Source organism: Roseovarius sp. B-10, from assembly GCF_056859295.1.
The window spans coordinates 77,359-99,197 of sequence record NZ_JBSXOE010000038.1; the positions used below are offsets into that span (position 1 = coordinate 77,359).

Annotated in this window: 24 protein-coding genes; 5 read left to right on the forward strand and 19 right to left on the reverse strand. The window is 67.5% G+C overall.

Features of this window, described 5'->3' with window-relative positions; translation table 11 throughout:
- Positions 1–17 precede the first annotated feature (17 nt).
- From flgH to AC13D8_RS15180, 8 genes are read right to left on the reverse strand one after another with little or no spacing between them, the layout of a single operon-like run.
- Positions 18–752: a flagellar basal body L-ring protein FlgH gene (flgH, locus tag AC13D8_RS15145; protein ID WP_482969519.1), complete on the reverse strand. Its 735-nt coding sequence runs from the start codon at positions 750–752 to the stop codon at positions 18–20.
- An 8-nt stretch (positions 753–760) separates the two neighbouring features.
- Positions 761–1,177, reverse strand: a complete 417-nt coding sequence (gene flgA, locus AC13D8_RS15150; RefSeq protein WP_482969520.1) for a flagellar basal body P-ring formation chaperone FlgA — start codon at positions 1,175–1,177, stop codon at positions 761–763.
- A complete protein-coding gene (gene flgG / locus AC13D8_RS15155; protein WP_482969521.1) occupies positions 1,177–1,962 on the reverse strand; it encodes a flagellar basal-body rod protein FlgG in 786 nt (261 codons plus the stop codon). The genes flgA and flgG overlap by 1 nt, the downstream gene beginning before the upstream one ends.
- A 17-nt stretch (positions 1,963–1,979) precedes the next feature.
- Positions 1,980–2,693: a flagellar hook-basal body complex protein gene (locus AC13D8_RS15160; protein ID WP_482969522.1), complete on the reverse strand. Its 714-nt coding sequence runs from the start codon at positions 2,691–2,693 to the stop codon at positions 1,980–1,982.
- Between the two features lie 3 nt (positions 2,694–2,696).
- On the reverse strand, positions 2,697–2,966 hold the full coding sequence (locus AC13D8_RS15165; RefSeq protein WP_104019745.1) for a flagellar biosynthetic protein FliQ: 270 nt from the start codon (positions 2,964–2,966) through the stop codon (positions 2,697–2,699).
- Between the two features lie 4 nt (positions 2,967–2,970).
- On the reverse strand, positions 2,971–3,270 hold the full coding sequence (fliE, locus tag AC13D8_RS15170; RefSeq protein ID WP_482969523.1) for a flagellar hook-basal body complex protein FliE: 300 nt from the start codon (positions 3,268–3,270) through the stop codon (positions 2,971–2,973).
- A gap of 36 nt (positions 3,271–3,306) precedes the next feature.
- A complete protein-coding gene (gene flgC / locus AC13D8_RS15175; RefSeq protein ID WP_482969524.1) occupies positions 3,307–3,708 on the reverse strand; it encodes a flagellar basal body rod protein FlgC in 402 nt (133 codons plus the stop codon).
- Between the two features lie 11 nt (positions 3,709–3,719).
- The gene (locus AC13D8_RS15180) at positions 3,720–4,106 is read right to left on the reverse strand and encodes a FlgB family protein (RefSeq protein WP_482969525.1); all 387 of its coding nucleotides are present in this window, start codon (positions 4,104–4,106) and stop codon (positions 3,720–3,722) included.
- An 85-nt stretch (positions 4,107–4,191) separates the two neighbouring features.
- On the opposite strand from AC13D8_RS15180, the gene AC13D8_RS15185 reads away from it, so the two are divergent.
- Positions 4,192–5,574 carry a FliI/YscN family ATPase gene (locus AC13D8_RS15185; protein ID WP_482969526.1) on the forward strand — a complete coding sequence of 461 codons (1,383 nt, stop codon included), beginning with the start codon at positions 4,192–4,194 and terminating at the stop codon, positions 5,572–5,574.
- Between the two features lie 312 nt (positions 5,575–5,886).
- Here the strand turns inward: AC13D8_RS15185 and AC13D8_RS15190 are convergent, their stop codons facing one another.
- The 6 genes from AC13D8_RS15190 to AC13D8_RS15215 all read right to left on the reverse strand — a co-directional run bounded on the left by AC13D8_RS15190 (position 5,887) and on the right by AC13D8_RS15215 (position 9,689).
- Positions 5,887–6,687, reverse strand: coding sequence for a DUF1217 domain-containing protein (locus AC13D8_RS15190; protein ID WP_482969527.1), 801 nt, complete (start codon positions 6,685–6,687; stop codon positions 5,887–5,889).
- Positions 6,687–7,094 (reverse strand): flagellar biosynthesis repressor FlbT, encoded by a 408-nt coding sequence (gene flbT, locus AC13D8_RS15195; RefSeq protein WP_446248033.1) that lies wholly within the window; start codon positions 7,092–7,094, stop codon positions 6,687–6,689. The genes AC13D8_RS15190 and flbT overlap by 1 nt, the downstream gene beginning before the upstream one ends.
- Positions 7,091–7,465: a flagellar biosynthesis regulator FlaF gene (flaF, locus tag AC13D8_RS15200; protein ID WP_482969528.1), complete on the reverse strand. Its 375-nt coding sequence runs from the start codon at positions 7,463–7,465 to the stop codon at positions 7,091–7,093. Before flaF ends, flbT begins: the two co-directional genes overlap by 4 nt.
- Positions 7,466–7,544: 79 nt before the next feature.
- The gene (locus AC13D8_RS15205; RefSeq protein ID WP_482969529.1) at positions 7,545–8,876 is read right to left on the reverse strand and encodes a flagellin N-terminal helical domain-containing protein; all 1,332 of its coding nucleotides are present in this window, start codon (positions 8,874–8,876) and stop codon (positions 7,545–7,547) included.
- A 209-nt stretch (positions 8,877–9,085) separates the two neighbouring features.
- Positions 9,086–9,445 (reverse strand): flagellar protein FlgN, encoded by a 360-nt coding sequence (locus AC13D8_RS15210; RefSeq protein ID WP_482969530.1) that lies wholly within the window; start codon positions 9,443–9,445, stop codon positions 9,086–9,088.
- The gene (locus tag AC13D8_RS15215; protein WP_482969531.1) at positions 9,432–9,689 is read right to left on the reverse strand and encodes a rod-binding protein; all 258 of its coding nucleotides are present in this window, start codon (positions 9,687–9,689) and stop codon (positions 9,432–9,434) included. Before AC13D8_RS15215 ends, AC13D8_RS15210 begins: the two co-directional genes overlap by 14 nt.
- A gap of 1,547 nt (positions 9,690–11,236) precedes the next feature.
- Here AC13D8_RS15215 and fliK point away from each other — a divergent pair.
- Both fliK and AC13D8_RS15225 read left to right on the forward strand, forming a co-directional pair.
- Positions 11,237–11,800, forward strand: a complete 564-nt coding sequence (fliK, locus tag AC13D8_RS15220; RefSeq protein WP_482969532.1) for a flagellar hook-length control protein FliK — start codon at positions 11,237–11,239, stop codon at positions 11,798–11,800.
- Positions 11,801–11,812: 12 nt separating this feature from the next.
- Entirely contained in the window at positions 11,813–12,496 is a 684-nt protein-coding gene (locus tag AC13D8_RS15225) for a flagellar hook capping FlgD N-terminal domain-containing protein (protein ID WP_482969533.1), read from the forward strand.
- 30 nt (positions 12,497–12,526) lie between these two features.
- On the opposite strand, the gene ubiB is transcribed toward AC13D8_RS15225, so the two are convergent.
- Together ubiB and ubiE are read right to left on the reverse strand one after the other, a co-directional pair.
- Complete coding sequence (ubiB, locus tag AC13D8_RS15230) at positions 12,527–14,059, reverse strand: 2-polyprenylphenol 6-hydroxylase (protein WP_129432659.1); 1,533 nt, start codon at positions 14,057–14,059, stop codon at positions 12,527–12,529.
- Positions 14,056–14,799, reverse strand: coding sequence for a bifunctional demethylmenaquinone methyltransferase/2-methoxy-6-polyprenyl-1,4-benzoquinol methylase UbiE (gene ubiE, locus AC13D8_RS15235; RefSeq protein ID WP_482969534.1), 744 nt, complete (start codon positions 14,797–14,799; stop codon positions 14,056–14,058). The genes ubiB and ubiE overlap by 4 nt, the downstream gene beginning before the upstream one ends.
- 96 nt (positions 14,800–14,895) lie before the next feature.
- On the opposite strand from ubiE, the gene mutM reads away from it, so the two are divergent.
- Both mutM and AC13D8_RS15245 read left to right on the forward strand, forming a co-directional pair.
- On the forward strand, positions 14,896–15,747 hold the full coding sequence (mutM, locus tag AC13D8_RS15240) for a bifunctional DNA-formamidopyrimidine glycosylase/DNA-(apurinic or apyrimidinic site) lyase (protein WP_482969535.1): 852 nt from the start codon (positions 14,896–14,898) through the stop codon (positions 15,745–15,747).
- Between the two features lie 81 nt (positions 15,748–15,828).
- Positions 15,829–16,605 (forward strand): enoyl-CoA hydratase, encoded by a 777-nt coding sequence (locus AC13D8_RS15245; protein WP_482969536.1) that lies wholly within the window; start codon positions 15,829–15,831, stop codon positions 16,603–16,605.
- A 13-nt stretch (positions 16,606–16,618) separates the two neighbouring features.
- Here the strand turns inward: AC13D8_RS15245 and AC13D8_RS15250 are convergent, their stop codons facing one another.
- From AC13D8_RS15250 to AC13D8_RS15260, 3 genes are read right to left on the reverse strand one after another with little or no spacing between them, the layout of a single operon-like run.
- The gene (locus AC13D8_RS15250) at positions 16,619–17,593 is read right to left on the reverse strand and encodes a C45 family autoproteolytic acyltransferase/hydrolase (RefSeq protein ID WP_129432663.1); all 975 of its coding nucleotides are present in this window, start codon (positions 17,591–17,593) and stop codon (positions 16,619–16,621) included.
- Positions 17,594–17,601: 8 nt separating this feature from the next.
- Positions 17,602–19,050, reverse strand: coding sequence for a biotin carboxylase (locus tag AC13D8_RS15255; RefSeq protein WP_129432664.1), 1,449 nt, complete (start codon positions 19,048–19,050; stop codon positions 17,602–17,604).
- Between the two features lie 23 nt (positions 19,051–19,073).
- Positions 19,074–21,815, reverse strand: a complete 2,742-nt coding sequence (locus AC13D8_RS15260) for an aminotransferase class I/II-fold pyridoxal phosphate-dependent enzyme (RefSeq protein ID WP_482969537.1) — start codon at positions 21,813–21,815, stop codon at positions 19,074–19,076.
- Positions 21,816–21,839 lie beyond the last annotated feature (24 nt).

A 21,839-nucleotide genomic window follows, 5' to 3' on the forward strand; every position in this document is an offset into this window, starting at 1 on the left:
TCCTCCGTGGCCGATGCTCAGAACGGCAGGATCGCGTCCAGCACCTGCTGGCCGATGCGCGGCTGCTGGACATCGGTTATCTGGCCCCGCCCGCCATAGGAGACGCGCGCGGCGGCGATCTTGTCATGGGTGATCTCGTTTTGCCGGGAAATGTCCTCGGGACGTACGAACCCGCTCACGAGCAGTTCGCGCAGCTCGAAATTCACCCGCACCTCCTGCGAGCCACTGATCCGCAGGACACCATTGGGCAGCACATCGGTCACCGTCGCCGCGACCCTCAGGGTAAGCTCTTCGCTGCGGCTTACCGAGCCGTCCCCCCCGGAGCTGCCCGACGAGTTGATCCCGACGGCCCGCTCGAGGCTGGCGCCCTCGGGCAAGTCTTTGTCGATGCGCTGCGGGATGCCAAAGAGGTCGGGCACCGACAGGTTCTCCTCCGCGGTGCGGCGGCGCGCGGTGGCGTTCGATATCTCCGCCTCCTCGTCGATCTCGATCACCACGGTGAGGATGTCGCCGCGCCGCGCCGCGCGCCGATCGCCCAGAAGCGATCTTCGCCCGCCGCTCCACAATGATGCCTCCCGCAAGGGCGCGCCGTTCCTCGCTTCCATCGGCAGGCCGGGATTGAGCATGGCGAGCTGTTCGCCGGCATTCTTGGTCGGCGTGAGGCCCGGCGGTCTGCCGATATGGTCGATCCGGGCGCAGCCCGCGAGAGCCAGCACAAAGACGAGAACGTGCGAAATCGGTGGCGGGGTCATGCTCTCACCTATCGTGACACTTCGATCCGGCCCGACGCGGTGACGCGCCCGGTAACGGTGGCGCGCGACGAGAGGTTCATCACGCGCACGTATTCTCCAGGCCCGGCGCGCGCGAGCGCGCGTCCCTCGGTCTCGATCCGCAACCCGCCGCGGACATAGGCGAGCGGCACCACCTGGTTGCGCTCGATCACCGCGGGCACGGCGATATCGCCCACCCGGATCGGGCGGCCCGGGTAGAGTGCTACGCGCGCTTCGCGCCCGATCACCTGGTCGAGCGCCACGCCCCCGGCAGGCGGACCCGCGCGCAAGATCACGTCCTCGGGCGCGATGATTTCCTGCGGGCGGATCACGCGCACCGGCTCGACTCGGTCGGCCCGCGCCGGCAGCGCGGCGATGAGGGCGAGGATCGCGAGCGCCGTGCGCATCACCGCACCTGCGTCGTTGCCGCGAGCATCTGGTCGGCGGCGGTGATGACCTTGGCGTTGAGCTCGTAGCCGCGTTGCGCCTCGATCAGCTTGGTGATCTCGCGCACGGGATCGACCGAGCTGTCCTCGAGATAGCCGTGGCGGAGCGTGCCCAGCCCGTCCTGCCCGGCCGTGCTGACATTGGGCGGTCCCGACGCCTCGGTCTCCTGGAACAGGTTGCCGCCGATCGCCTCGAGCCCCTTGGCATTGGCGAAGCCCACGAGATTGAGTTGACCGATGGGCTGGGCCGCCGCAGCTTCGTCAAAGAACACGAAGACCTCGCCCTCGGGATTGATTGACAGGCTGCGCGCGTCATCGGGGATGGCGATCTCGGGTGCCACCGGGAAGCCGTCGGAGGTGACGATCAGCCCGTCGGCGGACCGCTGGAGCCCGCCGTCGCGGGTATAGGCGGCCTGGCCCGAGGGCAGCGTCACCTCGAGAAACCCGGCACCGTCGATGGCCACGTCGAGATCGCCATTGGTCTCGCGCAGCGAGCCCTGTGACAGGTGGACCGAGATCGCCGAGGGGCGCACGCCGAGCCCAAGCTGCACCCCGGTGGGCAGCACCGAGCCGTCGGCGGCGCTGATCGTGCCTGCGCGGGACACCTGCTGGTAGTGCAGGTCGGCGAATTCGGCGCGGCGCGCGTTGTAGCCGGTGGTGGACATGTTCGCGAGGTTGTTTGATATCGTCTCCACGCGCATCTGCTGGGCGGCCATGCCGGTCGCGGCGATCTTGAGAATTCGCATGTCGTGGCTCCCTTGGGTCAGCGGGTGAAGGTGTCGAGCGCGTCTCTCACGCGCTGGTTTTCGGTCTCGAGAAAGCTCTGGCCCATCTCGTAGGCGCGCTGGACCTCGATGAGCCGCGCGATCTGCGTCATCGGTTCGACATTGGAGCCCTCGAGAAAGCCCTGCACGATACGGCCTTCGAGCATCGGCTCGACCCCGGCGGGAGCCTCGTAGAGGTTGCCGCCCGCGCGGGAGAGCGCGGCATCGCCTGTCGGACGGAACAGCCCGAGCTGCGCGAGCGGTTTCCCGTTGCCGCTCAGCGTGCCGTCGGCGGCAAGCCCCGGTGTGCGGATGTCGGGTGGAACGAAAACCGGCGCGCCGCCGGCGTCGAGCACGCGAAATCCGTCGGAGGTCACGAGATCGCCGTTGGCCGACAGCGAGAACGCCCCGGCGCGAGTCAGCCGCTCGCCCGCAGGCGTCTCGACGAGAAAGAACCCCTCGCCCTCGATTGCGAAATCGAACGGCCCGCCGGTCTGGGCGAGCGGGCCCTGCGCGCGCGACGTGACGGGGATGTTGCCGCGCGCCATTGACAGCGAGGGTCCATCCCCGGTGCGGCGCACGAATTCCGAGAACACCAGTCCCTCGGCGCGGTAGCCGGTGGTCGCGGCATTGGCGATGTTGTTTGCCACGATCTGCATTTCGCGCATCAGCCCGGACTGGCGGGTGAGCGTGGCATATCCTGCGGCTTCCATGTTTCAGCCTCCGATGATGAGCGGCACGAGCCGGTCCTGGAAAAAGGTCACGAGCGTCTGTGTCATGAAGCCCATGCTGAGCCAGAAGGTGACGACGATCGCGCCAAGCTTGGGCACGAATGTGAGCGTCAGTTCCTGGATCGAGGTCAGGGCCTGGAACAACCCCACGAGCAGCCCCGCGAGCAGCGCCACCGCGAGGATCGGCAGCGACACGATCACCGAGACCCAGAGCCCCTCGCGCAGCGTGTCGTAGAAGAGGATTTCGTCCCCCATCGGCTCAGACCGGCATCCGCAGGATTTCCTGGTAGGCCTCCACCACGCGGTCGCGGACCGTCACGGCGGTCTCTACCGCGAGTTCGGTTTGCACCAGCGCCTGCACCAGCGAATGCGGGTCGGCCTCGCCGGTCATGGCAGCGATGGCGGTGTCTTCGCCCTCGCGCAGTGTGGCGGCGAAATCGCGTGCGAGCGCCGCCGCCGGCGGGGTGGCCTCGCCGACGGCTTCTTCGGTGGGCCCGGGCTGCGTGGCGCGGCGCAGGTCGGCATAGCCCTGCGTGGCTGTGAGTGCGGTGATATCCATTCTGGATCTCCTCTGGTCATGGTCGGCGGCGGCTGGTCACCGGCGCAGCAGGTCCATCAGGCCCGACGACATCTGCCGCGCCTGGTCGAACATCTTGAGATTGGCCTCGTAGCTGCGCTGCGCCTCGCGCGCGTCGGCCATCTCGATCATCAGGTTCACGTTGGAGCTGTTGTAGTGGCCGGTCTCGTCGGCGAGCGGATGCGCGGGATCGTAGACCTGGCGCAGCGGGCCCTGATCGAGCCGGACGGCGCCGGCCGTCACGCCGCCTGGGGCCGTTCCCGCGTCGGGATCGCCGCGAGCGGACTCGAACGCGACGGTCTTGCGCCGGTAACCGGGCGTGTCGGCATTGGCGATGTTCTCGGCAACGTGGCGCAGCCTTTGCGCCTGTGCCCGGAGCCCGCTTGAAGAAAGCGACAGCGCGTTGGAAAACTCGCTCATCTCTCGCCCTCCTAGTTGCGACCGATGGCGGCGCGCAGCACGCTGAGCCCGGATCGATAGATCGCGAGGGCGCGGTCGTGCTGACGCTTGACCTCGACGCCGCGCAGCATCTCGGTCTCGAGCGCCACGGAATTACCGTTAGGGTCGCGCACCGCGTCCCGGTCGATCCGAGGCTCGAAGCCGGGGCCGGTGAGGGTGCCGTTGAGGTGGCCCGGGCGCGTGGCGCGGGGGGCAAAGCGCGCATCACCCTCGAGATAGGCGGCGAAGGGCGCGATATCGCGCGCGCCGTAACCGGGCGTGTCGGCATGGGCCATGTTCCGCGCCACCACCGCCTGCCGGGCACCGGCATGGCGGGCCATCGCATGTGACAGGCGAAACAGGTCGATTTCTTCGAGCATCGGGCTTCTCCCTCGCTTGGCTTCAATCAAGGCTTAACCCTGATTCGTTTAGAAATGGTTCCCGAGAGATGAGGAGAGCGAACGGATGAGCCAGACCGGGATCGCAGGGATGCAAGCCGAGATTTCCGCGCTCAGCGTGGCGCATGCGGTGGGCCGCGTGGTCGCGGTGCAGGGCGGTGTGCTGCGCGTGAGCGGGCTATCGGGGGCGGCGCGGCTTGGTGACCGGGTGCGCGTGGCTTCGCGCGGCGGCGATACGCTCACCGGCGAGGTGCTGCAGCTCGACGCTGCCGCGATCCTCGTGCTGCCCGACGCCGCCGCCGAAGGCGTGGCGCTGGGTGATCGGGTGCGGCTGCTTGGTGCGCCCGGTATCGCGCCCTCGGACAACTGGATCGGGCGGGTGATCGACCCGTTCGGCGCCCCGCTCGACGGTCGCCCGCTCCTGCGTGGCCCGCGCCTGCGACCGTTGCGCGCGGCGCCGCCCGATCCCGCCACGCGCCGTCCGCTCGGGCCCCGGCTCGAAACCGGAATGGCGGTGTTCAACACGCTGCTGCCCGTCGTGCGTGGGCAGCGGATCGGCTTGTTCGCGGGCTCGGGCGTTGGCAAGTCGATGCTGCTCGGTCATCTCGGGCGGCACATGCAGGCCGACGTGGTGGTCGTGGCACTGATCGGCGAGCGCGGGCGCGAACTGGGCGAATTCGTGCGCGAGGTGCTGGGGCCCGAGGGGATGCGGCGCGCTGTGATTGTCGCGGCCACCTCGGATCGCTCGCCGCTGGTGCGTCGGCGCTGCGCCTGGACGGCAATGGCCGTGGCCGAGCATTTCCGCGAAACCGGGCGGCAGGTACTGCTGCTGGCCGATTCGATCACCCGCTTTGCCGAGGCGCATCGAGAGGTGGCCACGGCGGCGGGCGAGATGCCCGCGCTGCGCGGCTTCCCGCCCTCGACCTCGCACGCCATCATGTCGCTGTGCGAGCGGGCCGGGCCCGGGGCAGGGGAGGCGGGCGATATCACCGCGCTCTTCACCGTGCTGGTCGCCGGATCGGACATGGACGAGCCGGTGGCCGACATCCTGCGCGGGGTGCTCGACGGGCACGTCGTGCTCGACCGCGAGATCGCCGAGCGCGGGCGCTATCCGGCGATCGATGCGCTGCGCTCGGTGTCCCGCAGCCTGCCGCGCGCGGCGAGCGAGGAGGAGAACGCGATGATCGCGCGGGCGCGCAGCCTGCTGGGCTGCCACGCGCGGTCCGAGACGATGCTGCGCGCCGGGCTCTATGCCGAGGGCAGTGACCCGGGCCTCGACCAGGCAATCCGCGTCTGGCCCGAACTCGACGCATTTCTCGCCGCGACCGAGCCGGGCGATATAGCCAACAGCTTCGCGCGGCTTTCGGTCATCCTGCGGCGCGCGGGCGAGCCGGGTGGCGGGCAGGGCGCGGGCCGGGTGGCGCGGCCCGGTGCGGTTGAGGGGCCCTGAGCCGCGGCCCCGCACCGCGAGCATTCTGCGCCATGCCCGCGCACCCCTCGGCGTACTCGGCGCCGTGTGTGTCCTGTACCCTTGCCGCTACCCTTGCCGCGCGCGCCCCGCGCCGTGCCTGTGCTGTACCCCGCGCGCCCCGCACTCCGTGCTGTGCCTTGCGTGCGCCGCAATCCGCCCCCTGGTCCCGCGCCGCACTGCAAACTCCCGGCCCGTTACTCGGCGGGCCGCGGGCTGCGGCGCGGGTTTCGATCAGGGCGCGCACGGAGGGTGATGGTACTCGACCCCCGGTGGGGCTGGCGCGCCCGGGCGTCAGAACAGGCGTGGGGCCGATTGCAGCAGCGTCAGCGCGATTGTTTGCGAGGAACTGGCGGCGAAGCCCGCAATCTGGTCGCGAAGAAGGAATTGCCGGATGAGCCCCTCGCGCAGGGTGTCATCGGTGAGGTCCCTCGGCGAGCCGATATCGAGTCGCCGGGACGCGACGGATCGCAGCTCGACGAGTTGCCGGTCGAGATCGAGCTGGGCGAAGCTCTGTGGCAGGCCGAGCGCAACCTCGAAGGTCTGGCGCAGCGGCGGTGTCCCGAGGATGCGAAACCACAGCGCGTTGTCGGAGCCGTCTTCTGCCGCGAGTGCGGCCAGCTCGCGGTCGGCATTGAGTGCAAGGCGTAACGCGCCGTCTTGCTCACCCACCGCGGCCTCGAACTCCCGCCGGCGGAACTGATCGACGATGCGCTCGGCGAAGCCGGGTGGCGGCGGCCCGCTCCGGTCGCCGGAGAGAAAGCCGAATGCGTCCGCGAAGGCGCGGTAGCGATCATCCGCCAACCGGTTGGCCAGCGCCTTCCGCGATCCCGTCCCCTGCTCGATGATCGCCCGGACGAAGGCGCGGCTGTCGATGTCGTCTTGCAGGCCGAACGCCCCAAGCGCGACCCGCAGCAGGCGCCGGTCCGAGACGAGATCGTCGGCGCTCTCCGTCCCGGCGACGGATTGCAGGAAATGATCGGTGTCGCGCTGCAGGGCGGGGCCTGCGTTGAACAGCGTTGTTTGCCGCTCGATCGTGCGGCTCAGTAGCGTCCAGCCCGGCAGGCCGCCCAGGGGAACGACCGGCGTGAACATCAGGCGCTCTTGCGGTGTGCGAGCAAGCGGTCCTCGCGCGGCAGGAGCGCGCGCAGCGCCTTGAGGCAGCGATAGTGCTCGGCTTCGAAGAGCGCCGACCCGGCCTGCGCGAGCAGGGCGCGGCTGTCGGGGTCGCGCAGTACCTGGCTGAGCTCCTCAATGCGGTGCAAGAGCTGGTGGTGCATGTCTTCCGGCGTGGCATCTCCGGACAGCACGAGCTGCGCGGCATAGCAGGCGCGCCGCACTGGCGTCGTCGCCTCGGTCGGGTGGATGGCGTCGCGCAGACGCAGGATGCGTGCGTCCGGGGTCACGATCGACAGGCGCGCCCTGCGGTCGCCGTTCTCGATCACCGCGCCGTTGACGAGCACACGCTCCCGCGGGCCGAGCTTGAGAACCAAACCGCTCATGTCGCACCGTCCGTGCCGGCCAGTCCGCGCATCACCGCGATGTTCACCTCGATCAGCGGGTCGGGCGACGCGCCTTCGCGCAGGACCTTGCCGCTATGGACCCGGGTGAATTCGCCAAGATAGACGAGGCGCGCCCGCAGGGCAGGCGGGAGCGCGTTGGCCGGGTCCGCGACGTCGGCGACGAGAATCGTCCAGAGCCGCCGGTTGTCGTGGATCGCCGCGGCGAGGGCCGGCATGTCCTTGCCGATCGCGACGGCGGATTTGAGGCGGTGCGTGATGCGCGCGAACGTGCGGTACTCGGTGGCGCGCGGTGTGTGGACGGCACCGGCCTCCGCGCCATAGGCGGTTTGTGCCTGCAGGGTCTTGTTCACGTCTTGTCCTTTCGTGGGGACGGTGCGGGATGGGGGTCGAGCATCGGGTCAGGGGCGCCGGGCGGGCGCCCCTACAGTGTTACCGGAACAGCGACAGGATCGCCTGCGGTGCCTGGTTGGCGATCGAGAGCGATTGCGTGGCGAGCTGCTGCTGCACCTGCAGCGCCTGCAGCCGCGCCGATGCTTCCTCGAGATCGGCATCGACGAGCGAGCCGATTCCCGAGGTGAGCGAATCGGTCAGCTTGCCGACGAACTCGGATTGCGTGGCAATTCGCCCTTCTGCCGAGCCGAAGGCCGCGGCGGCGTCGACCGACTTCTGGATCAGGCTCTCGATCGTGTTGAGCGCGCCGGTGGCCCCGGCATCGGTGGTGACGTCCACGTTCTGCAACGCGCCAAGCCCGCCGCTTGCCGCCGACGAGCCCGGCGTGCCGCCGGTCTGCGCGCGCAGGCCGATATCGAGGTTGGCGTTGCTCGTACCCGTATCCCCGTTGGTGATCGTGATCTGGTTGTTGCTCACCGTGGCCGAGAGCTTCAGCGAGGAATCGGTTGCGGCCTCGAAGAAGGTATTGATCTGGTTGGCCAGGTTGCTGGCAACATCCGCCGTGCCATCGGTTGCACTGGCCACGAACTGGAAGGTGCGTTGCCCGGTCGCGGTGCCGCCTCCGGCCACGTTCACCGGGACGTTGCCGAGGTCGATCTGAAAGCTGTCGCCCGCGGCCACCTGACCGATGGTGATGACCTCGCTCGTGTTGTTGGCGATCGAGGCGTTTGACGTCCCGCCGTCGATGGTGGCGGTATCGTTAAAGACGGTCGTCGAGCCGGCACTGTCGATCAGGGCCGAGGCCGCAGCCGTATCCGCCAGGTCAGTGGTCCCGAAGGCCTGCGCCGTGACGGGTGTGGTCACCGACAGGTTCTGCCGCGCGACCTCGATCTGGCTGGCCGACACGTTGCCCGAGGCATCGCGATCCAGAGACGCGAGGATGTTGATGGCGTCCGTACTGCTCCCATCGACGAGGTTCAGCCCGTTGAACTGCGCCGCGCCCACGACCGAGCCGATCTGCTTGGTCAACTCGTCGATATCGATCTGGATCTTGGAGCGGTCGACATTCTGCTCTTGCGCGGCGACGATCTGGCCTTTGACCTTGGTCAGAAGATCGGTGACGGTTTCAGCGGCCTGCCGTCCGACCGCGACGGTGGATTCACCCAGCGAGAGGCTGTCGGAGATGGCCCTGAACCCGCTGACATCCGATTCCATCACCTTGGAGATGGCGAACACGGCGGCGTTGTCCTTGGCAGTCGCCACCTCCTTGCCGGTCGAGATCACATCCTGCGTCCGGGCGAGGCTGGAATTCACCGATTGCAGGGTCTGGAGCGCGACCATCGCGCTGTTGTTGGTCAGGATACTGGACATGGTATTTTCCTCATGACTGCGACGCGTTTGCGCCGGTTGAAAGGCCGCCATTGCGGGTGGCCGGGCGCGTCATTCTGACGTTTGCGGCCGCCCACCTCCGGGTCCGGCCGCGCCATCTCATCGCGAGTGCCCGTCCAGATTTGCCCCGCAGTTGCTAATGGAGTGCTAATCGTCCCCGGTGATTTCGCGCGCATTTGAGACAAATCCGGTCATGCCCGGCGTTCGACCTTGTGCGACAGGATGCCCGCGATGGTCGTCTTGCGGCCCTGGGGGTCGTAGGTCTCCATCGTGCCGCGCAGGCGGCGATAGGCCGAGAGCCGCCCCGCCGCGAGGCGGATGCCCTGAAGCGTGCCGTCGAGCAGAACCTGGTTGCGCCGCGCCGTATCGCCGAGGTGCCGCAGGGCCTCAAGCGCCCCGGGGTCAAGGCGCCCGAGCTCTTCTACAAGCGCCTCCTTTTCCCGGGCCAGCGCGGCCAGCGCGTGCAAATCGCCCGACAAGAGTGCTGCGCGTTCGCGTGCGAGCAACGAATCGAGCCGGGTGTGAAGGTCGTCGGGATCAGGCGCGGTCATGGGCCGTCTCCTTAATGGCTGCTTCGATCATGTCAGCAAGGCCGATCCCGCCCTTGTTCACGATCTCACGCGCGACAGCCTCGCGGTGAAACGATGCGAACTGGCTCTCGCCCGTGCTTCCGCTGAAGTTGTTCTTTTGCTCGCCAAGGCCGGTGGCCTTGAGCATTTCCGCCAGAAAGCTGGCCTCGAGCGCCTCGGCGGCGGCGCGCCGGGCGGTGTCCGGGCCGGGCGGGGCGGTGTCCATGTGGGGGGTCGAAAACGATGAAGCGGAGAGCATGGCATTACCTCGAATTGTTGGAATTTCACCCCATCAAACCGCAAAGCCGTAAAGAACCGGTAACCGAATTCTGCGAGGTTCCAATGCGGAACGGATATCGGACGGGGTAAAGGCGCATGATGACTTTCACAGGGTTCAGCGGTGGATCGTCCGGGCCGGTACCGGCGACGGCCGGCGTCGTGGCGCGGCCCGGTGCCGCAACGGCTCCTCCCGGTGCGGGCCGTGCCTTTGCTGCGGTCATGGGCGCGGGTGGGGCCGACGGATCGGACGCGCCGGATGCGTCCGTGCCCGACATGGCGACCGGGGGTGACGGGCCCTTTGCCGCGGCGGGCGCCGCCGCGCCGGGGCCCGCCACGTCGGGGATGAGGCGCGTGACTGCCGCAGTGCCGGGTAACAGTCAGGGTGCGGATGGGGCCGATGACGCGGAGACCGCGATCGTGGCTGCCCCCGGCGATAGCGACGCGATGCCGTCATTCGGGGTGATGCCACAGGTTGACGCGGCGCAGCGGGTCGGGACCGTGCCGCCGCATGACGCAACGTCGGCGGACGCCACGGCGCGCCACATCGCGACGCCAACGCCTGCATCGCACCACGCGCAGGCGCCCCCGTCCACCACTACCGCCATGCAGGCACCGGCCCGTTTGCCCGAACAGGGCGGGGAGGGCGCGGAATCAGGTGAACGACCGCAGGACAGCGGCCTCGTCGCCCGGCCTGGGCAAGGGGGGGCACCGGACGTGCGATCCGTTGCAACAGCTTCTCCGCGCGTCACGGCCGTTCCTGATGGGCGTGCCGCACCGATGGAGGCCGGTGACACCGCGCCCGGCGCGCCCGAAACGCCGGACACACCCGATGCATCCGTCACGTCCGCGCGGCCCCGGCCGCCCCTCGCTGCCGACGCGCCCGATGCGTCGCGACCGGCCCTCGTCGCTACGCCAAACCGGGGGGCCGCTGCACAGGCTGCGGTTGCCGTTACGGCACAGGCCCGGGCCACACTGTCGCAGTCCCCGGCCCGCATGCCCGGATCGGGCGAAGAGGGTGTCGGGTCCACGACGCGCGCCACGAAGGCCGGGTACGCTGCCCTGCCGGGGCGAGGCGGGGCGCAAGAGGCACGGCAGATCGCGGTGTCCGCTCCGCGTGTCCCGGCCGTTTCCGACGGGGGAGGCCAGTCACAACATGCAGGAGGTGATGGTCCTGATTTCCCCGCCCAGCCGCGGAAGTCGCTGGCCGCGCCACCGGCAACGGCTGGGCGCGCGTCCCCCGCGCCCGCCGCATCTGTGCCGCAGGCTGCCGTCGCGGTGCAGCCCGGGGCCGCGACGCCGCATCCCGAGGCACCACCACTCCCATCATTAGCCCCCGCACCAGCCCCGATCATCCCTGCCGAGGGCAAGAGATCGGCGCCACCGGCCGCATCTTCCGCCCCGAAAGGGCGCTTTGACGCGCCACGCGCTTCCGGGCCACGCGCCGCGCCCGCACTCCCGGTCGTCGCCGTCGCCCCGCCGCCGCTTGGTGCGCCGGTGCAGGCCGATGCCTCCACGGCCTTCGCCGCCGCGATGCGGATCGCGGCGGACCTTGCGGGCCACGCCGATCCGACCCTCGCCGCGTCCGACCAAGATGTCTCGGCGCCGCAGGCCCCCTCTCTTTCGCCGCCAGCGCCACAGGGTGCTGCGGCGCAAGATATCCCCCGGCAGATCGCGCTTCGGATCGCTCATGCGGCGGCGGGTGCGGTCGGCGCCGGGCGCGGCACGATCGAGCTCAGCCTCAGCCCCGAGGAGCTTGGCCGCGTGCGCCTGCGCCTGCATCCCTCCGAGGGCGGACTCAGCGTGACGATCACCGCCGACCGTCCCGAGACGCTCGATCTCATGCGCCGCAACATCGACCTGCTGGCACGCGAATTCCTCGAGATCGGATACGAGGGCGCGCAGTTCGATTTTGCACAGGGCGGGCCGAGCGCAGATGCCGATCCCGGTGCGCCCGACCTTGCGCCCGCTCCCACGCTTGCAGCCCCGCCGCCCGACACCGCGCGGCCCTCGCAAGCGGCGCTGCTCATGCTGGGAGACCGGCTCGATATCAGGCTCTAGAAAGGACAGATCATGGAACCTTTGACAGGCATCGCCCCCGCTCCCGCTGCGCCCGTGGCGCCTTCCACCGCGGACGGGGCCGAGACCGGAGGCAACAGCGCGCTCAGTTCGGATTTCGAGACGTTCCTGCGGATGCTGACCACGCAATTGCAGAACCAGGATCCCCTCAACCCCGTCGATTCTGCCGATTTCGCGGTGCAGCTCGCCACCTTCTCCTCGGTCGAGCAACAAGTGCAGACGAACGAGTTGCTGACCGGCCTCGGCTCACAGATGGCGACGCTCGGCATGGCGCAGTTTCCGGGCTGGATCGGGCTCGAGGCCGAGGTGCGCGCGGCGGTGCAGTTCACCGGCGATCCGGTGGAGGTCGAGGTGGCCGTCGATCCGAGCGCCGACACCGCCGAACTGGTCGTCACCAATGCGCAAGGGGCCGTGGTGGCACGGTCCGCGCTGCCCGCCGAGAGCGGCCCGCTACTGTGGGAAGCGCGCGATCAGCAAGGTCAGCCGCTGCCGGAGGGCAGCTATACGCTCTCGGTGCTGTCGCTCATCGCGGGCGAGACGGTCGCAAGCCACGACGTGCACATGCGCAGCCGCGTTGCCGAGGCGCGGCTCGACGACGGCGAGGTGCGGCTCGTGCTGGATAACGGGCAGAGCGTTACCCCCGATGAGGTGATCGGCCTGCGTCCGCCGCCAGTTTGATCCGCGCACCGCGCGACCGCACCCGGAGCCCTAGAACAGCGCCATCCCCAGCAGCGCGGCTCCTGCGCCCAGCGCGATGCCCGCCGCGCCCCACAAAAGCCGTCCTGGCCAGCGGCGCGGCGGCGTGGTTGTCTCCGGGGCTGCCTGCCGGATCAGTGCCGCCTCGACGAGGCCGGGCAGGCGCGGGCCGTAGCGCGACAGCACCATGGCTGTGCGCCCCAGGTCGCGCAGAGCCGCACGCGGGCCCATCTCGCCGCGGATGTAATCCTCCACCACGGGCCGCGCGACCTGCCAGATGTTGATCTGCGGATCGAGCGAGCGTGCCACGCCTTCGACCACCACCATCGTGCGTTGCAACAGGATCAGCTCGGTGCGTGTCTCCATGCCGAACCGCTCGGTCACTTCGAAGAGATAGCTCAGCAGGCTGCCCATCGAGATGCGGCTCGCGTCCATGCCGAAAATCGGCTCGCCCACCGCGCGCAGCGCGCGGGCAAAGGCATCCACGTCCTGATCGCGCGGCACGTAACCGGCCTCGAAATGCACCTCGGCCACCCGGCGGTAATCGCGCTTGATGAAGCCGTAGAGGATCTCGGCATAGACGCGGCGGGTATATTCGTCGATATGGCCCATGATCCCGAAATCATAGGCGAGGATATCGCCATTCGCGGCCACCTTGAGGTTGCCCTGGTGCATATCGGCATGAAAATACCCGTCGCGCAGCGCATGGCTGAGAAAAAGCTGCAGCACCCGCGCCGCCAGCGCCACGCGGTCGTGCCCAGCCGCGTCGAGCGCGGCATTGTCGCCCAACGGCACACCATCGGCCCATTCCATCGTCATCACCCGGCGCGAGGACAGGTGCCAGCGCACGTCAGGCAGCCGAAACCCCTCGTCCGCGCCGGTATTGGCCGCGAATTCCGAGGCCGAGGCCGCCTCGAGCCGCAGGTCGAGTTCGGCCGTCACAACGCCGTCGAAATGCGCGATCACATCCGTAGGCCGCAGCCGCCGCGCGCCCGGGGCCAGCACCTCGACCATGCGGGCGGCGAAATAGAAGGCGTCGATATCGCGGCGAAACGCCCGCTCGATCCCCGGGCGCAGCACCTTGATGGCCACGGTCTCGCCGTCTTCGCGCAGCCGCGCCTTGTGCACCTGGGCGATCGAGGCCGCGGCCACCGGCGGGCTGAAATCGTCGAACATCTCGTCTACCGGACGGCCCAACTCGGCGGCGATACTGGCCTTGGCGGTGTCGAGGGAAAAGGGCGGCAGCTTGTCCTGCAGCACGCGTAGCTGTGCCGCCAGTTCCTCGCCCACGAGATCGGGTCGCGTGCTGAGGATTTGGCCGAACTTGATATAGGCGGGCCCCAGCGCCGTGAGCGCGCGCACCGCAGGCGGCATCGTGGCGTCGCCCGGGTAGCCCAGCCACTGAAACGGCCAGGCGAGCGTGCGCATCGTCGCACGCACCAGCGGCGGTGCCTCGAACGCCTCCATGATGAGGCCCATCGCGCCGGTGCGCTCGAGCGTTGCGCCGGTGCGGATGAGCCGCAGGATATTGTGCGGCCCCCTCAAATCTTCCAACCCGAATGCAGGCAGGCGATACCCATGCTCAGATTACGGTACTTCGCGTTGCCGAAGCCCGCGTCGCGCACCATGCCGAGGAATGTTTCCTGGTCGGGAAAGCGGCGGATCGATTCCACCAGGTATTGATAGCTGTCGCGATCATTCGCGATCGCCTGCCCCAGCCGCGGGATGATGTTGAAGGAATAGAGGTCATAGACCTTTTGCATCAGCTCGTTGGGGATCTGGCTGAATTCCAGCACCATGAGCCGCCCGCCGGGGCGCAGCACGCGAAACGCCTCGGCAAGCGCGTCCTCGGGGCGGGTCACGTTGCGGATGCCGAAGCTGATCGTGTAGACGTCGAAACTGTTGTCGTCGAAGGGCAGCGCCATTGCGTCGCCCACCACCCAGTCGAGGCTCTGGGCCAGCGCCTCCGCCTCGGCGCGCCTGCGCCCTTCCACCAGCATCTCTTCGGTCAGGTCGAGCACGGTGGCATGGCCTTGCCCCGCGCGCTTGAGAAACCGGAACGAAATGTCGCCGGTGCCCCCCGCCACGTCCAGCAGCCGCTGACCTGGCCGCGGCGCGAGCCAGTCCATCATCGCGTCCTTCCAGACCCGGTGAATCCCGAAGGACATGGCGTCGTTCATCACGTCGTATTTCGACGCCACCGAGCCAAAGACCCCGCGCACGCGCCCCGCCTTCTCTGATTCGGGCACCTCCTGGTATCCGAAATGCGTGGTTTTCTCGCTCATCGCCTGCCCCGGCTCTTGCCGTTTGTGTCCCTCGCCCTTCTTATAGGGCGCTCACCGGGGGTGACAATGCGCCCCTTTCACGCGCCGAGGTGCCCGATGCCCGAACTGCCCGAGGTCGAAACCGTTCGACGCGGCCTTGCGCCCGTGATGGAAGGAGACGTGATCGCGCGTGCGCGCGTCAACCGCCCCGACCTGCGCTGGCCATTTCCACCGGACATGAGCGCGCGTCTCACCGGCGCCCGCGTGCTGGCGCTGCGGCGGCGGTCGAAATACCTGCTGGCCGATCTCTCCACGGGCGAGACGCTGCTCGTGCACCTCGGCATGTCGGGGCGGATGCTTGTCTCGGGCGATACGCTGGGCCGCTTCGTGCATGACCATCCTGCCCCGGAAAAGCACGACCATGTCGTGCTCGACATGGAGAACCGAGCGCGTATCACCTTCAACGACCCGCGCCGCTTTGGCGCGATGGACCTGATGGCGACCGCGGTTGCAGAGGCGCACCCGCTGCTGGCGCGGCTGGGGCCCGAGCCCCTGGGCAATGCCTTTCACGAGACGCATCTCGCCGCTGCGCTCACCGGGCGCCGCACGCCCGTCAAGGCGGCGCTGCTCGACCAGCGAATCGTCGCGGGACTGGGAAATATCTACGCCTGCGAGGCGCTTTATCGCGCCCGCATCTCGCCACGGCGACTGGCAGGCAACCTCGGGCCCCGCCGCATCGCCCGGCTTGTCCCCGCGATCCGCGACGTGCTCCGCGACGCCATCGCGGCGGGGGGCTCGTCGCTGCGCGACTACCGGCAAGCCGATGGCGAACTGGGTTATTTCCAGCACGCCTTTGACGTCTACGGGCGCGAGGGCGCGCCCTGTCACGGCCCCGGCTGCGACGCGCAAATCGCCCGTATCGTGCAATCCGCACGGTCGAGCTTCTACTGCCCCCGCTGCCAAAGATAGGTTGATCGGGCGCGCCAGAATGGTAATGACTCGGTTTGACCAGACCAGTCGACCCTTCCGAAACCACCGAAAGCAGACTTCATGGCCTATGAGACGATCATCGTCGAAGTGGAAGACCACGTCGCCCTCATCAAGCTGAACCGCCCCGACGCGCTCAACGCGCTCAACGATCAGCTCATGTCGGAACTGGCTCGCGCGCTCACCGAGGCACAGACCAACGACAAGGTGCGCTGCATCGTGCTCACCGGCTCGGAAAAGGCGTTTGCCGCCGGGGCCGACATCAAGATGATGAGCGGCAAGGGCTTCGTGGACGTGTTTACCGAGGATCTCTTCACCGCCGACAGCGACGCCATCATGCGCGTCCGCAAGCCGATCATCGCCGCCGTGTCGGGCTATGCGCTGGGCGGTGGCTGCGAACTGGCGATGATGTGCGATTTCATCATCTGCTCGGACACCGCGAAATTCGGCCAGCCCGAGATCAATCTCGGCGTCATCGCCGGGCTTGGCGGCACGCAGCGCCTGACCCGCGCCATCGGCAAGGCCAAGGCGATGGACATGAACCTGACCGGACGTTTCATGGATGCCGATGAGGCCGAGCGCGCAGGCCTCGTGAGCCGCATCGTGCCCGCCAAGAAGCTGATGGAAGAGGCGATGTCGGCGGCGCAGAAGATCGCCGAGAAATCGCGGATTTCCGTGATGGCGGCCAAGGAGGCGGTCAACCGCTCCTTCGAGACGACGCTGCGCGAGGGGTTGTTGTTCGAGCGGCGCGTGTTCCACTCGCTCTTTGCCACCGACGACCAGAAAGAGGGCATGGCCGCCTTCGCCGAGAAGCGCGAGGCACAGTTCCGCGACAAGTGATCGGGCAGGCGGTTCAGCCCTCGGGCACGTAGATGTGCCGCGCGCCTTCCTCGAACCCATCCAGCGTGAATAGCCAGCGCAGGTCGGGCCACAGAAGCTCCATCCGCCCGGCGCGCGGGCGGTAGGCGGCGGTGTAGAGGGTGCCAAACCCCGCCCCGAACGCCGTGGAATAGAGCGGTGGGCGCAGGAATGCGTCGATGAAGCGGTCCTGTCGGTCGGGGTGCAGCGTCAGCCGCGACAACAGGAACCGCTCGCGCTCCACCGTGGCGGTAAAGCGCGCGTGCTGCGCCCATTCCACCCGCTCCTGATGGTTGGTTGCCACCGGCGCGCCGGTGACGATGGCCTCGCGGTCCGGTGTCAGGTAGATTGTAGCGAACTCGCGCGCGCGGTCGAGAACGGTGACGTTGTAGCTCATGTGGCAGGGCACGCGCGCAAGCGTGGCGCATGCCTCCGCCGCCGTCTCGCAGGTCTGGAGTACGTAGCGCAGGATCAGCGGCACGCCGAAGCCTTCGCCCACCTCGCGCCGCCCGCCGAAGGTGAGCGACACCGCGAGCCCCGCGTCGTTTACCCCGTCGAGCAGCCCCCACAGACCGTCTGCCATGCCCATCACCCGTCGCCCGTTCCAGCCGGTATGCAGCACCACCGCGTCGAAGGCCCGCGAACTGTAATCGTAATTGCGCACCATCAGCGGCTCGTCGCCCTGCCAGATCGCCTGGCTGCACCCCGAGAGGTATTTCGGCGGGCAGTAGAAGCTGAGAAACCGCGCCGCGCTGTCGCCGCCGCCCGCGACGTCGGCCAGCGTGTCGAAAAGCGCCAGCATCTCGGGCATGTGCGTGGCGATGGCGCGGCGGCATTCCATGTAGGTGGGGCGCGCAACATACCCCTCGCTCGCCCACCACTTGTGATAGGCGGGCCAGAATTCGCGAAACAGCCCGGCCAGTTTCGGACCGGGCTGCTCCTCGCGCAAGGCACGGAAGACGAGAGCCATGCGCTACCCTACATGATCTTGAAGCCCGGGTCCTCCAGCGCCTGTGCCGAGGGCAGCGGGCGGGCCGAGAACGCGCTCTTGATCCCGTGTATCCACTTGTTGGAACGCTCGGTAAGGCGGAACCCGTTGGTCATCGACCGACCGCGCGTCACAAGGATGCCAAGGTCGGCCCCCTCGTAGCGGTAATCGCCCGGCTTGAGGATGCGCAGGAAGAACGCCTCGTTCTCGCCCACCGCGCGGCGGTGATAGTCGAACCGGTCGAACACCACCCGTCCGTCCACGAGCATCTTGTAGATGCCCGATTGCGGCGCATCGGTGACGATATCGACGCTGTCATCGGTGTGCTTGATGACCATCTGCGACCAGCTGTCGATCATGTCGGGATCGGCCCAGCGCGCGTTGAGTTCCTCGACGTCGAGGTCGAAGGGCTTCTTGGAAAACTCCAGCAGGTGGAACAGGAACAGCGGCGCATCGGCATGGGCAAAGGCGGCGTGGTTGGTCATCGAGCTCGCGCCGGTGATGCGCGGGTTCAATTCGCCCAGCCACAGCTCGCCGGTCTTCTTGTCGATCAGGAAATCGAGTTCGAAATACCCGCGGTACCCCTCCTTGCGAAGCTGCTCGCCGAACTGGAATGTCAATTCGCGTGCCTTCTGCCGCGCCTTGGGCGGGAACGCGGTCGAGAATATCTCGTTGCCGCACCAGCCGCCGCGGTAGGGCGTCAACTCCTTGAAGCCCACCAGCTCGGTCATCAGCGGGCCGACGATGGTGCCCTCCTTGGTGGCGCAGGCCTCGATCGCCGAGCCACGGCAGTCGATCCGCTTCATGATCTTGATCTCGCCCTCGCCGACGATCTCGTGCTCGTGCTTGCGGAAATCGGCCTCGGACTTGATGAAGAACGTGGTGTGCCCCGAATCCCCGAACGCCGATTGCAGCACCAGGTCGTGCCCCAGCCCTGCCTTGTCGCAGACTTCGCGCAGGTGCTTGTAGCTCTTGACCACGCTCAGCGTATTGGGCACCGACGGCACGCCGGCCTTGTCGCCGATGCGCACCGTCTCGATCTTGTTGTCGCAGCGCGTGCGCAGCTTGGCCTTGGGAAACCAGAGCTCGCCACCCAGCTCCTTGACCAACCTCTCGGTTGTTTCGTCGAACATCAGGAACACGAATTTCGGCTTGCCGCCGCGCCGCTTGACGAGGTCCACCACATCCTTGTGCTGAAGCAGGTAGTTGTTGATGTCCTCGATCGACTGAAACTCGTCATGCGGCATCTCGTCGGGCACGAACACGTTGGGATGGCGTCCGTCGAAACAGTCCATGTAACAGATATACATGAAATTCTTTACCCATTCGTCGAGCCCGAGCAGGTTGAAATTCGTGGCCGAGACGAAATAGATCGGGTCCTTGTTGGTATGGAAATACCGGCGGATTTCCGAGATGTTCTTGAGGACCTTCTTTGGCATGTCGTGTCACCTCCCTTGGTGGATCATGTCTTGCGAACGCCTTTGAGGGCCTTCGGGGTAAAGATGCGCAGGCCCAGGTCGGGCCGGAAGCCGTGGATTTCGCTGACATCGAGCGCGCGCATGAATTTCATGATCTCGGCGCTGATGACCTGCCCGGGCACGAGGATCGGAAAGCCGGGCGGGTAGGGGATGATGAACGAGGCCGAAACCAGTTCCTCGCCCGCCTCCAGCCGCGCCATCAGCGCGTCGTCGGGATCGACATAATCGCAATTGTCCTCGTCATAGGCGAGAAAGAAGGCGCTGCGCACATTGCCCTCGGGTGTCGCCCCGTCGCGGCGGAATGCCTCGTGAAAGCGGCTGAAATCCGGCAGCGGCGGCACGTTCTCCACGAGGTTCGCCACCCGCTTGTCAAAGCTGATGCGCTCCATCTTCGAGGCGTCGTCGAGCAGGTCGTCAAGGTCCTTGGCGATTTCCACCAACACCTCGATGAGGTAGGCCACCGAGGACCGGGTCGTGCCGATATTGGTCATGAACAGCACGGTGTTGCGCGAGGTCTTGTTGATCTGGATGCCGTACTTGTCCATCAGGATCTTGGTCTTGAACGTGTCGCCGTCCCATCCCGTGTTTCCCACCAGAAGCGTCACCCGCGTCGGGTCGAGCACGAATTCGTCGCTCGCCCAGCATTCCCAGATATCCGTCCACCCCTGCTGGCTGTCGTAATAGCTCGTCACGCCGCTCTCGCGGTATTTTTCGGGGATCATGTCGCCCGCCGCCAGCACCCGGAAATATTTCGACAAGAGCGGGTGATCGGCCACTGCCCGGCGGATCGCCATCGCGCTTTCCACCTGCCGCTGCACGAAGTCGAACCCTTCAAGCTCGACTTGCCTGCGGCCGACGTCGAGCGAGGCGATGATCTGGTAATTGGGGCTGGTCGAGGTATGAGTCATGTAGGCCTCGTGAAAGGCTTCCTCGACCTCGCCCTTGAAGCCCTGATCGTTGACATGGATCATCGAACCCTGCCGCAGCGCGGTCAGCGTCTTGTGTGTGGATTGCGTGGCATAGACCCGCACCCGCGCATCCGGCGGCGCAACCAGCCGCGTCTCCAGCCAGGTCTCGTCGGGCGCGTCCTTCAGCGTCTTTTGCTGCGCGGCATAGGCCTGCGCATGGTCCTCCGTGCGCAACGACTGCCGCAGCACCCCGGCCGCGTGCATTGCCGTGCGCTGCCGATAGGTCGGCTCGAACCGGGCAAAGGCGAACCACGCCTCGTCCCACAGGAACACGAGGTCGCGCTTGATGGCGAGGCATTCTTCCATCACCTGCTGCACGTTGTAGACGATCCCGTCGAAGGTGCAGTTGGTGAGCAAGACCATCCGCACCTTGTCGAGCTTGCCCGCCGCGCGCAATTCCAGCAGCTTGCGCTTGATTTCGGACATCGGCACCGCGCCATACATCGAGTATTCGTGCAGCGGATAGCTCTCCATGTAGACGACATGCGCCCCCGCGAGCACCATGCCGTAATGGTGCGATTTGTGGCAATCGCGGTCCACCAGCACGATGTCGCCGGGCCGCACCAGTGCCTGCACCACGATCTTGTTGCAGGTCGAGGTGCCGTTGGTGGCAAAGAAGGTCTGTTTCGAGCCAAACGCGCGCGCGGCGGCCTCCTGCGCCTCCTTGATCGGGCCGCGTGGCTCCAGCAGGCTGTCGAGCCCGCCCGAGGTGGCCGACGTCTCGGCCAGGAAAATGTTGGGTCCGTAGAACGCTCCCATGTCCTGGATCCAGTGCGACCGCGAGATCGACTTGCCGCGGCTGATCGGCATGGCGTGAAACACGCCGGTGGGCTGCTTGGAATATTCCTTGAGCGCGGTAAAGAACGGCGTCTTGTAGCGTCGGTTGACGCCGCGCAGGATGTTGAGATGCAGCTCCAGGAAATCTTCCTGATTGTAGAACACTCGCCGACACAGGCCCAGATCGAGCCCGGCGATATCCTCGGCGGAGCGGTCGGTGACGAGATAGGCGTCAAGCTCGGGCCGCAGCTTGGCGATGAGGCGGCACGTCTCGGGGCCGTAGTCCGACGGGCGCAGCGCGTCCACGTCCTCGTCGCCCACGCGGTTGAGATAGCGCTTGAGGATGTCGAGCGCGTTCACCGATTTGAGCGCAAGCCCCGGCCGCACGATCACTGCCTGGATATTGGGGTTGAGCAGGATCGCGATCAGCGCGTCCTCGATCGACGGCACGATCACCGTCTCGTAGATGAAGGAATCCTCGTCGCGGCGCATCCGTTGCAGGTTCTGCCGCAGGAACCGGCCCTGATGCTCGTTCACCTGATCGACGATCAGCACTTCGAAATAGGGCCGCCCCAGCGCCCGCGCCTCGGGGGCGAGCGTGGTCTCGTCCTCGAACTCGTCATCGCCGTCCTCGGCGATCAGCGGGATGTGGCGGCGGCGGTAGGCACCGGAGGTAAGCGCGCGCGCCACCCGCCGAATCGCCTGGCTCAGGTCCTCGAGGCTGCGCTGTTCGAGCAGCTTGCGCAGATGCTCGAAGGATGCCGCGCCGGGAAAGGCGAAATAGCTTTCGATGGGGCCCAGCGCATCAAGCAGGTTGCGCACCAGCGCCAGCGCCTCCTTGCCCCGCGCGCCCTCTGCCCCCTGCCGCCAGAGCGCCTCGCTCGCCTCGCGCAGTGCGCTCCAGCGGTCGGCGCGCAGCTGTGCCGCGCTGTAATAATCCACCACCGATGGAAGCGCGGATACCTTCGTCTGCGTGTTCATCGCGCTGCCCTCCCGTGCTGCGCC

What these genes read in the sequence shown, in the direction of transcription:
- flgH (WP_482969519.1), bottom strand. Translation starts at nt 752, where the DNA reads ATGACCCCGCCACCGATTTCGCACGTTCTCGTCTTTGTGCTGGCTCTC.
- flgA (WP_482969520.1), bottom strand. Translation starts at nt 1,177, where the DNA reads ATGCGCACGGCGCTCGCGATCCTCGCCCTCATCGCCGCGCTGCCGGCG.
- flgG (WP_482969521.1), bottom strand. Translation starts at nt 1,962, where the DNA reads ATGCGAATTCTCAAGATCGCCGCGACCGGCATGGCCGCCCAGCAGATG.
- AC13D8_RS15160 (WP_482969522.1), bottom strand. Translation starts at nt 2,693, where the DNA reads ATGGAAGCCGCAGGATATGCCACGCTCACCCGCCAGTCCGGGCTGATG.
- AC13D8_RS15165 (WP_104019745.1), bottom strand. Translation starts at nt 2,966, where the DNA reads ATGGGGGACGAAATCCTCTTCTACGACACGCTGCGCGAGGGGCTCTGG.
- fliE (WP_482969523.1), bottom strand. Translation starts at nt 3,270, where the DNA reads ATGGATATCACCGCACTCACAGCCACGCAGGGCTATGCCGACCTGCGC.
- flgC (WP_482969524.1), bottom strand. Translation starts at nt 3,708, where the DNA reads ATGAGCGAGTTTTCCAACGCGCTGTCGCTTTCTTCAAGCGGGCTCCGG.
- AC13D8_RS15180 (WP_482969525.1), bottom strand. Translation starts at nt 4,106, where the DNA reads ATGCTCGAAGAAATCGACCTGTTTCGCCTGTCACATGCGATGGCCCGC.
- AC13D8_RS15185 (WP_482969526.1), top strand. Translation starts at nt 4,192, where the DNA reads ATGAGCCAGACCGGGATCGCAGGGATGCAAGCCGAGATTTCCGCGCTC.
- AC13D8_RS15190 (WP_482969527.1), bottom strand. Translation starts at nt 6,687, where the DNA reads ATGTTCACGCCGGTCGTTCCCCTGGGCGGCCTGCCGGGCTGGACGCTA.
- flbT (WP_446248033.1), bottom strand. Translation starts at nt 7,094, where the DNA reads ATGAGCGGTTTGGTTCTCAAGCTCGGCCCGCGGGAGCGTGTGCTCGTC.
- AC13D8_RS15205 (WP_482969529.1), bottom strand. Translation starts at nt 8,876, where the DNA reads ATGTCCAGTATCCTGACCAACAACAGCGCGATGGTCGCGCTCCAGACC.
- AC13D8_RS15210 (WP_482969530.1), bottom strand. Translation starts at nt 9,445, where the DNA reads ATGACCGCGCCTGATCCCGACGACCTTCACACCCGGCTCGATTCGTTG.
- AC13D8_RS15215 (WP_482969531.1), bottom strand. Translation starts at nt 9,689, where the DNA reads ATGGACACCGCCCCGCCCGGCCCGGACACCGCCCGGCGCGCCGCCGCC.
- AC13D8_RS15225 (WP_482969533.1), top strand. Translation starts at nt 11,813, where the DNA reads ATGGAACCTTTGACAGGCATCGCCCCCGCTCCCGCTGCGCCCGTGGCG.
- ubiE (WP_482969534.1), bottom strand. Translation starts at nt 14,799, where the DNA reads ATGAGCGAGAAAACCACGCATTTCGGATACCAGGAGGTGCCCGAATCA.
- mutM (WP_482969535.1), top strand. Translation starts at nt 14,896, where the DNA reads ATGCCCGAACTGCCCGAGGTCGAAACCGTTCGACGCGGCCTTGCGCCC.
- AC13D8_RS15245 (WP_482969536.1), top strand. Translation starts at nt 15,829, where the DNA reads ATGGCCTATGAGACGATCATCGTCGAAGTGGAAGACCACGTCGCCCTC.
- AC13D8_RS15250 (WP_129432663.1), bottom strand. Translation starts at nt 17,593, where the DNA reads ATGGCTCTCGTCTTCCGTGCCTTGCGCGAGGAGCAGCCCGGTCCGAAA.
- AC13D8_RS15255 (WP_129432664.1), bottom strand. Translation starts at nt 19,050, where the DNA reads ATGCCAAAGAAGGTCCTCAAGAACATCTCGGAAATCCGCCGGTATTTC.
- AC13D8_RS15260 (WP_482969537.1), bottom strand. Translation starts at nt 21,815, where the DNA reads ATGAACACGCAGACGAAGGTATCCGCGCTTCCATCGGTGGTGGATTAT.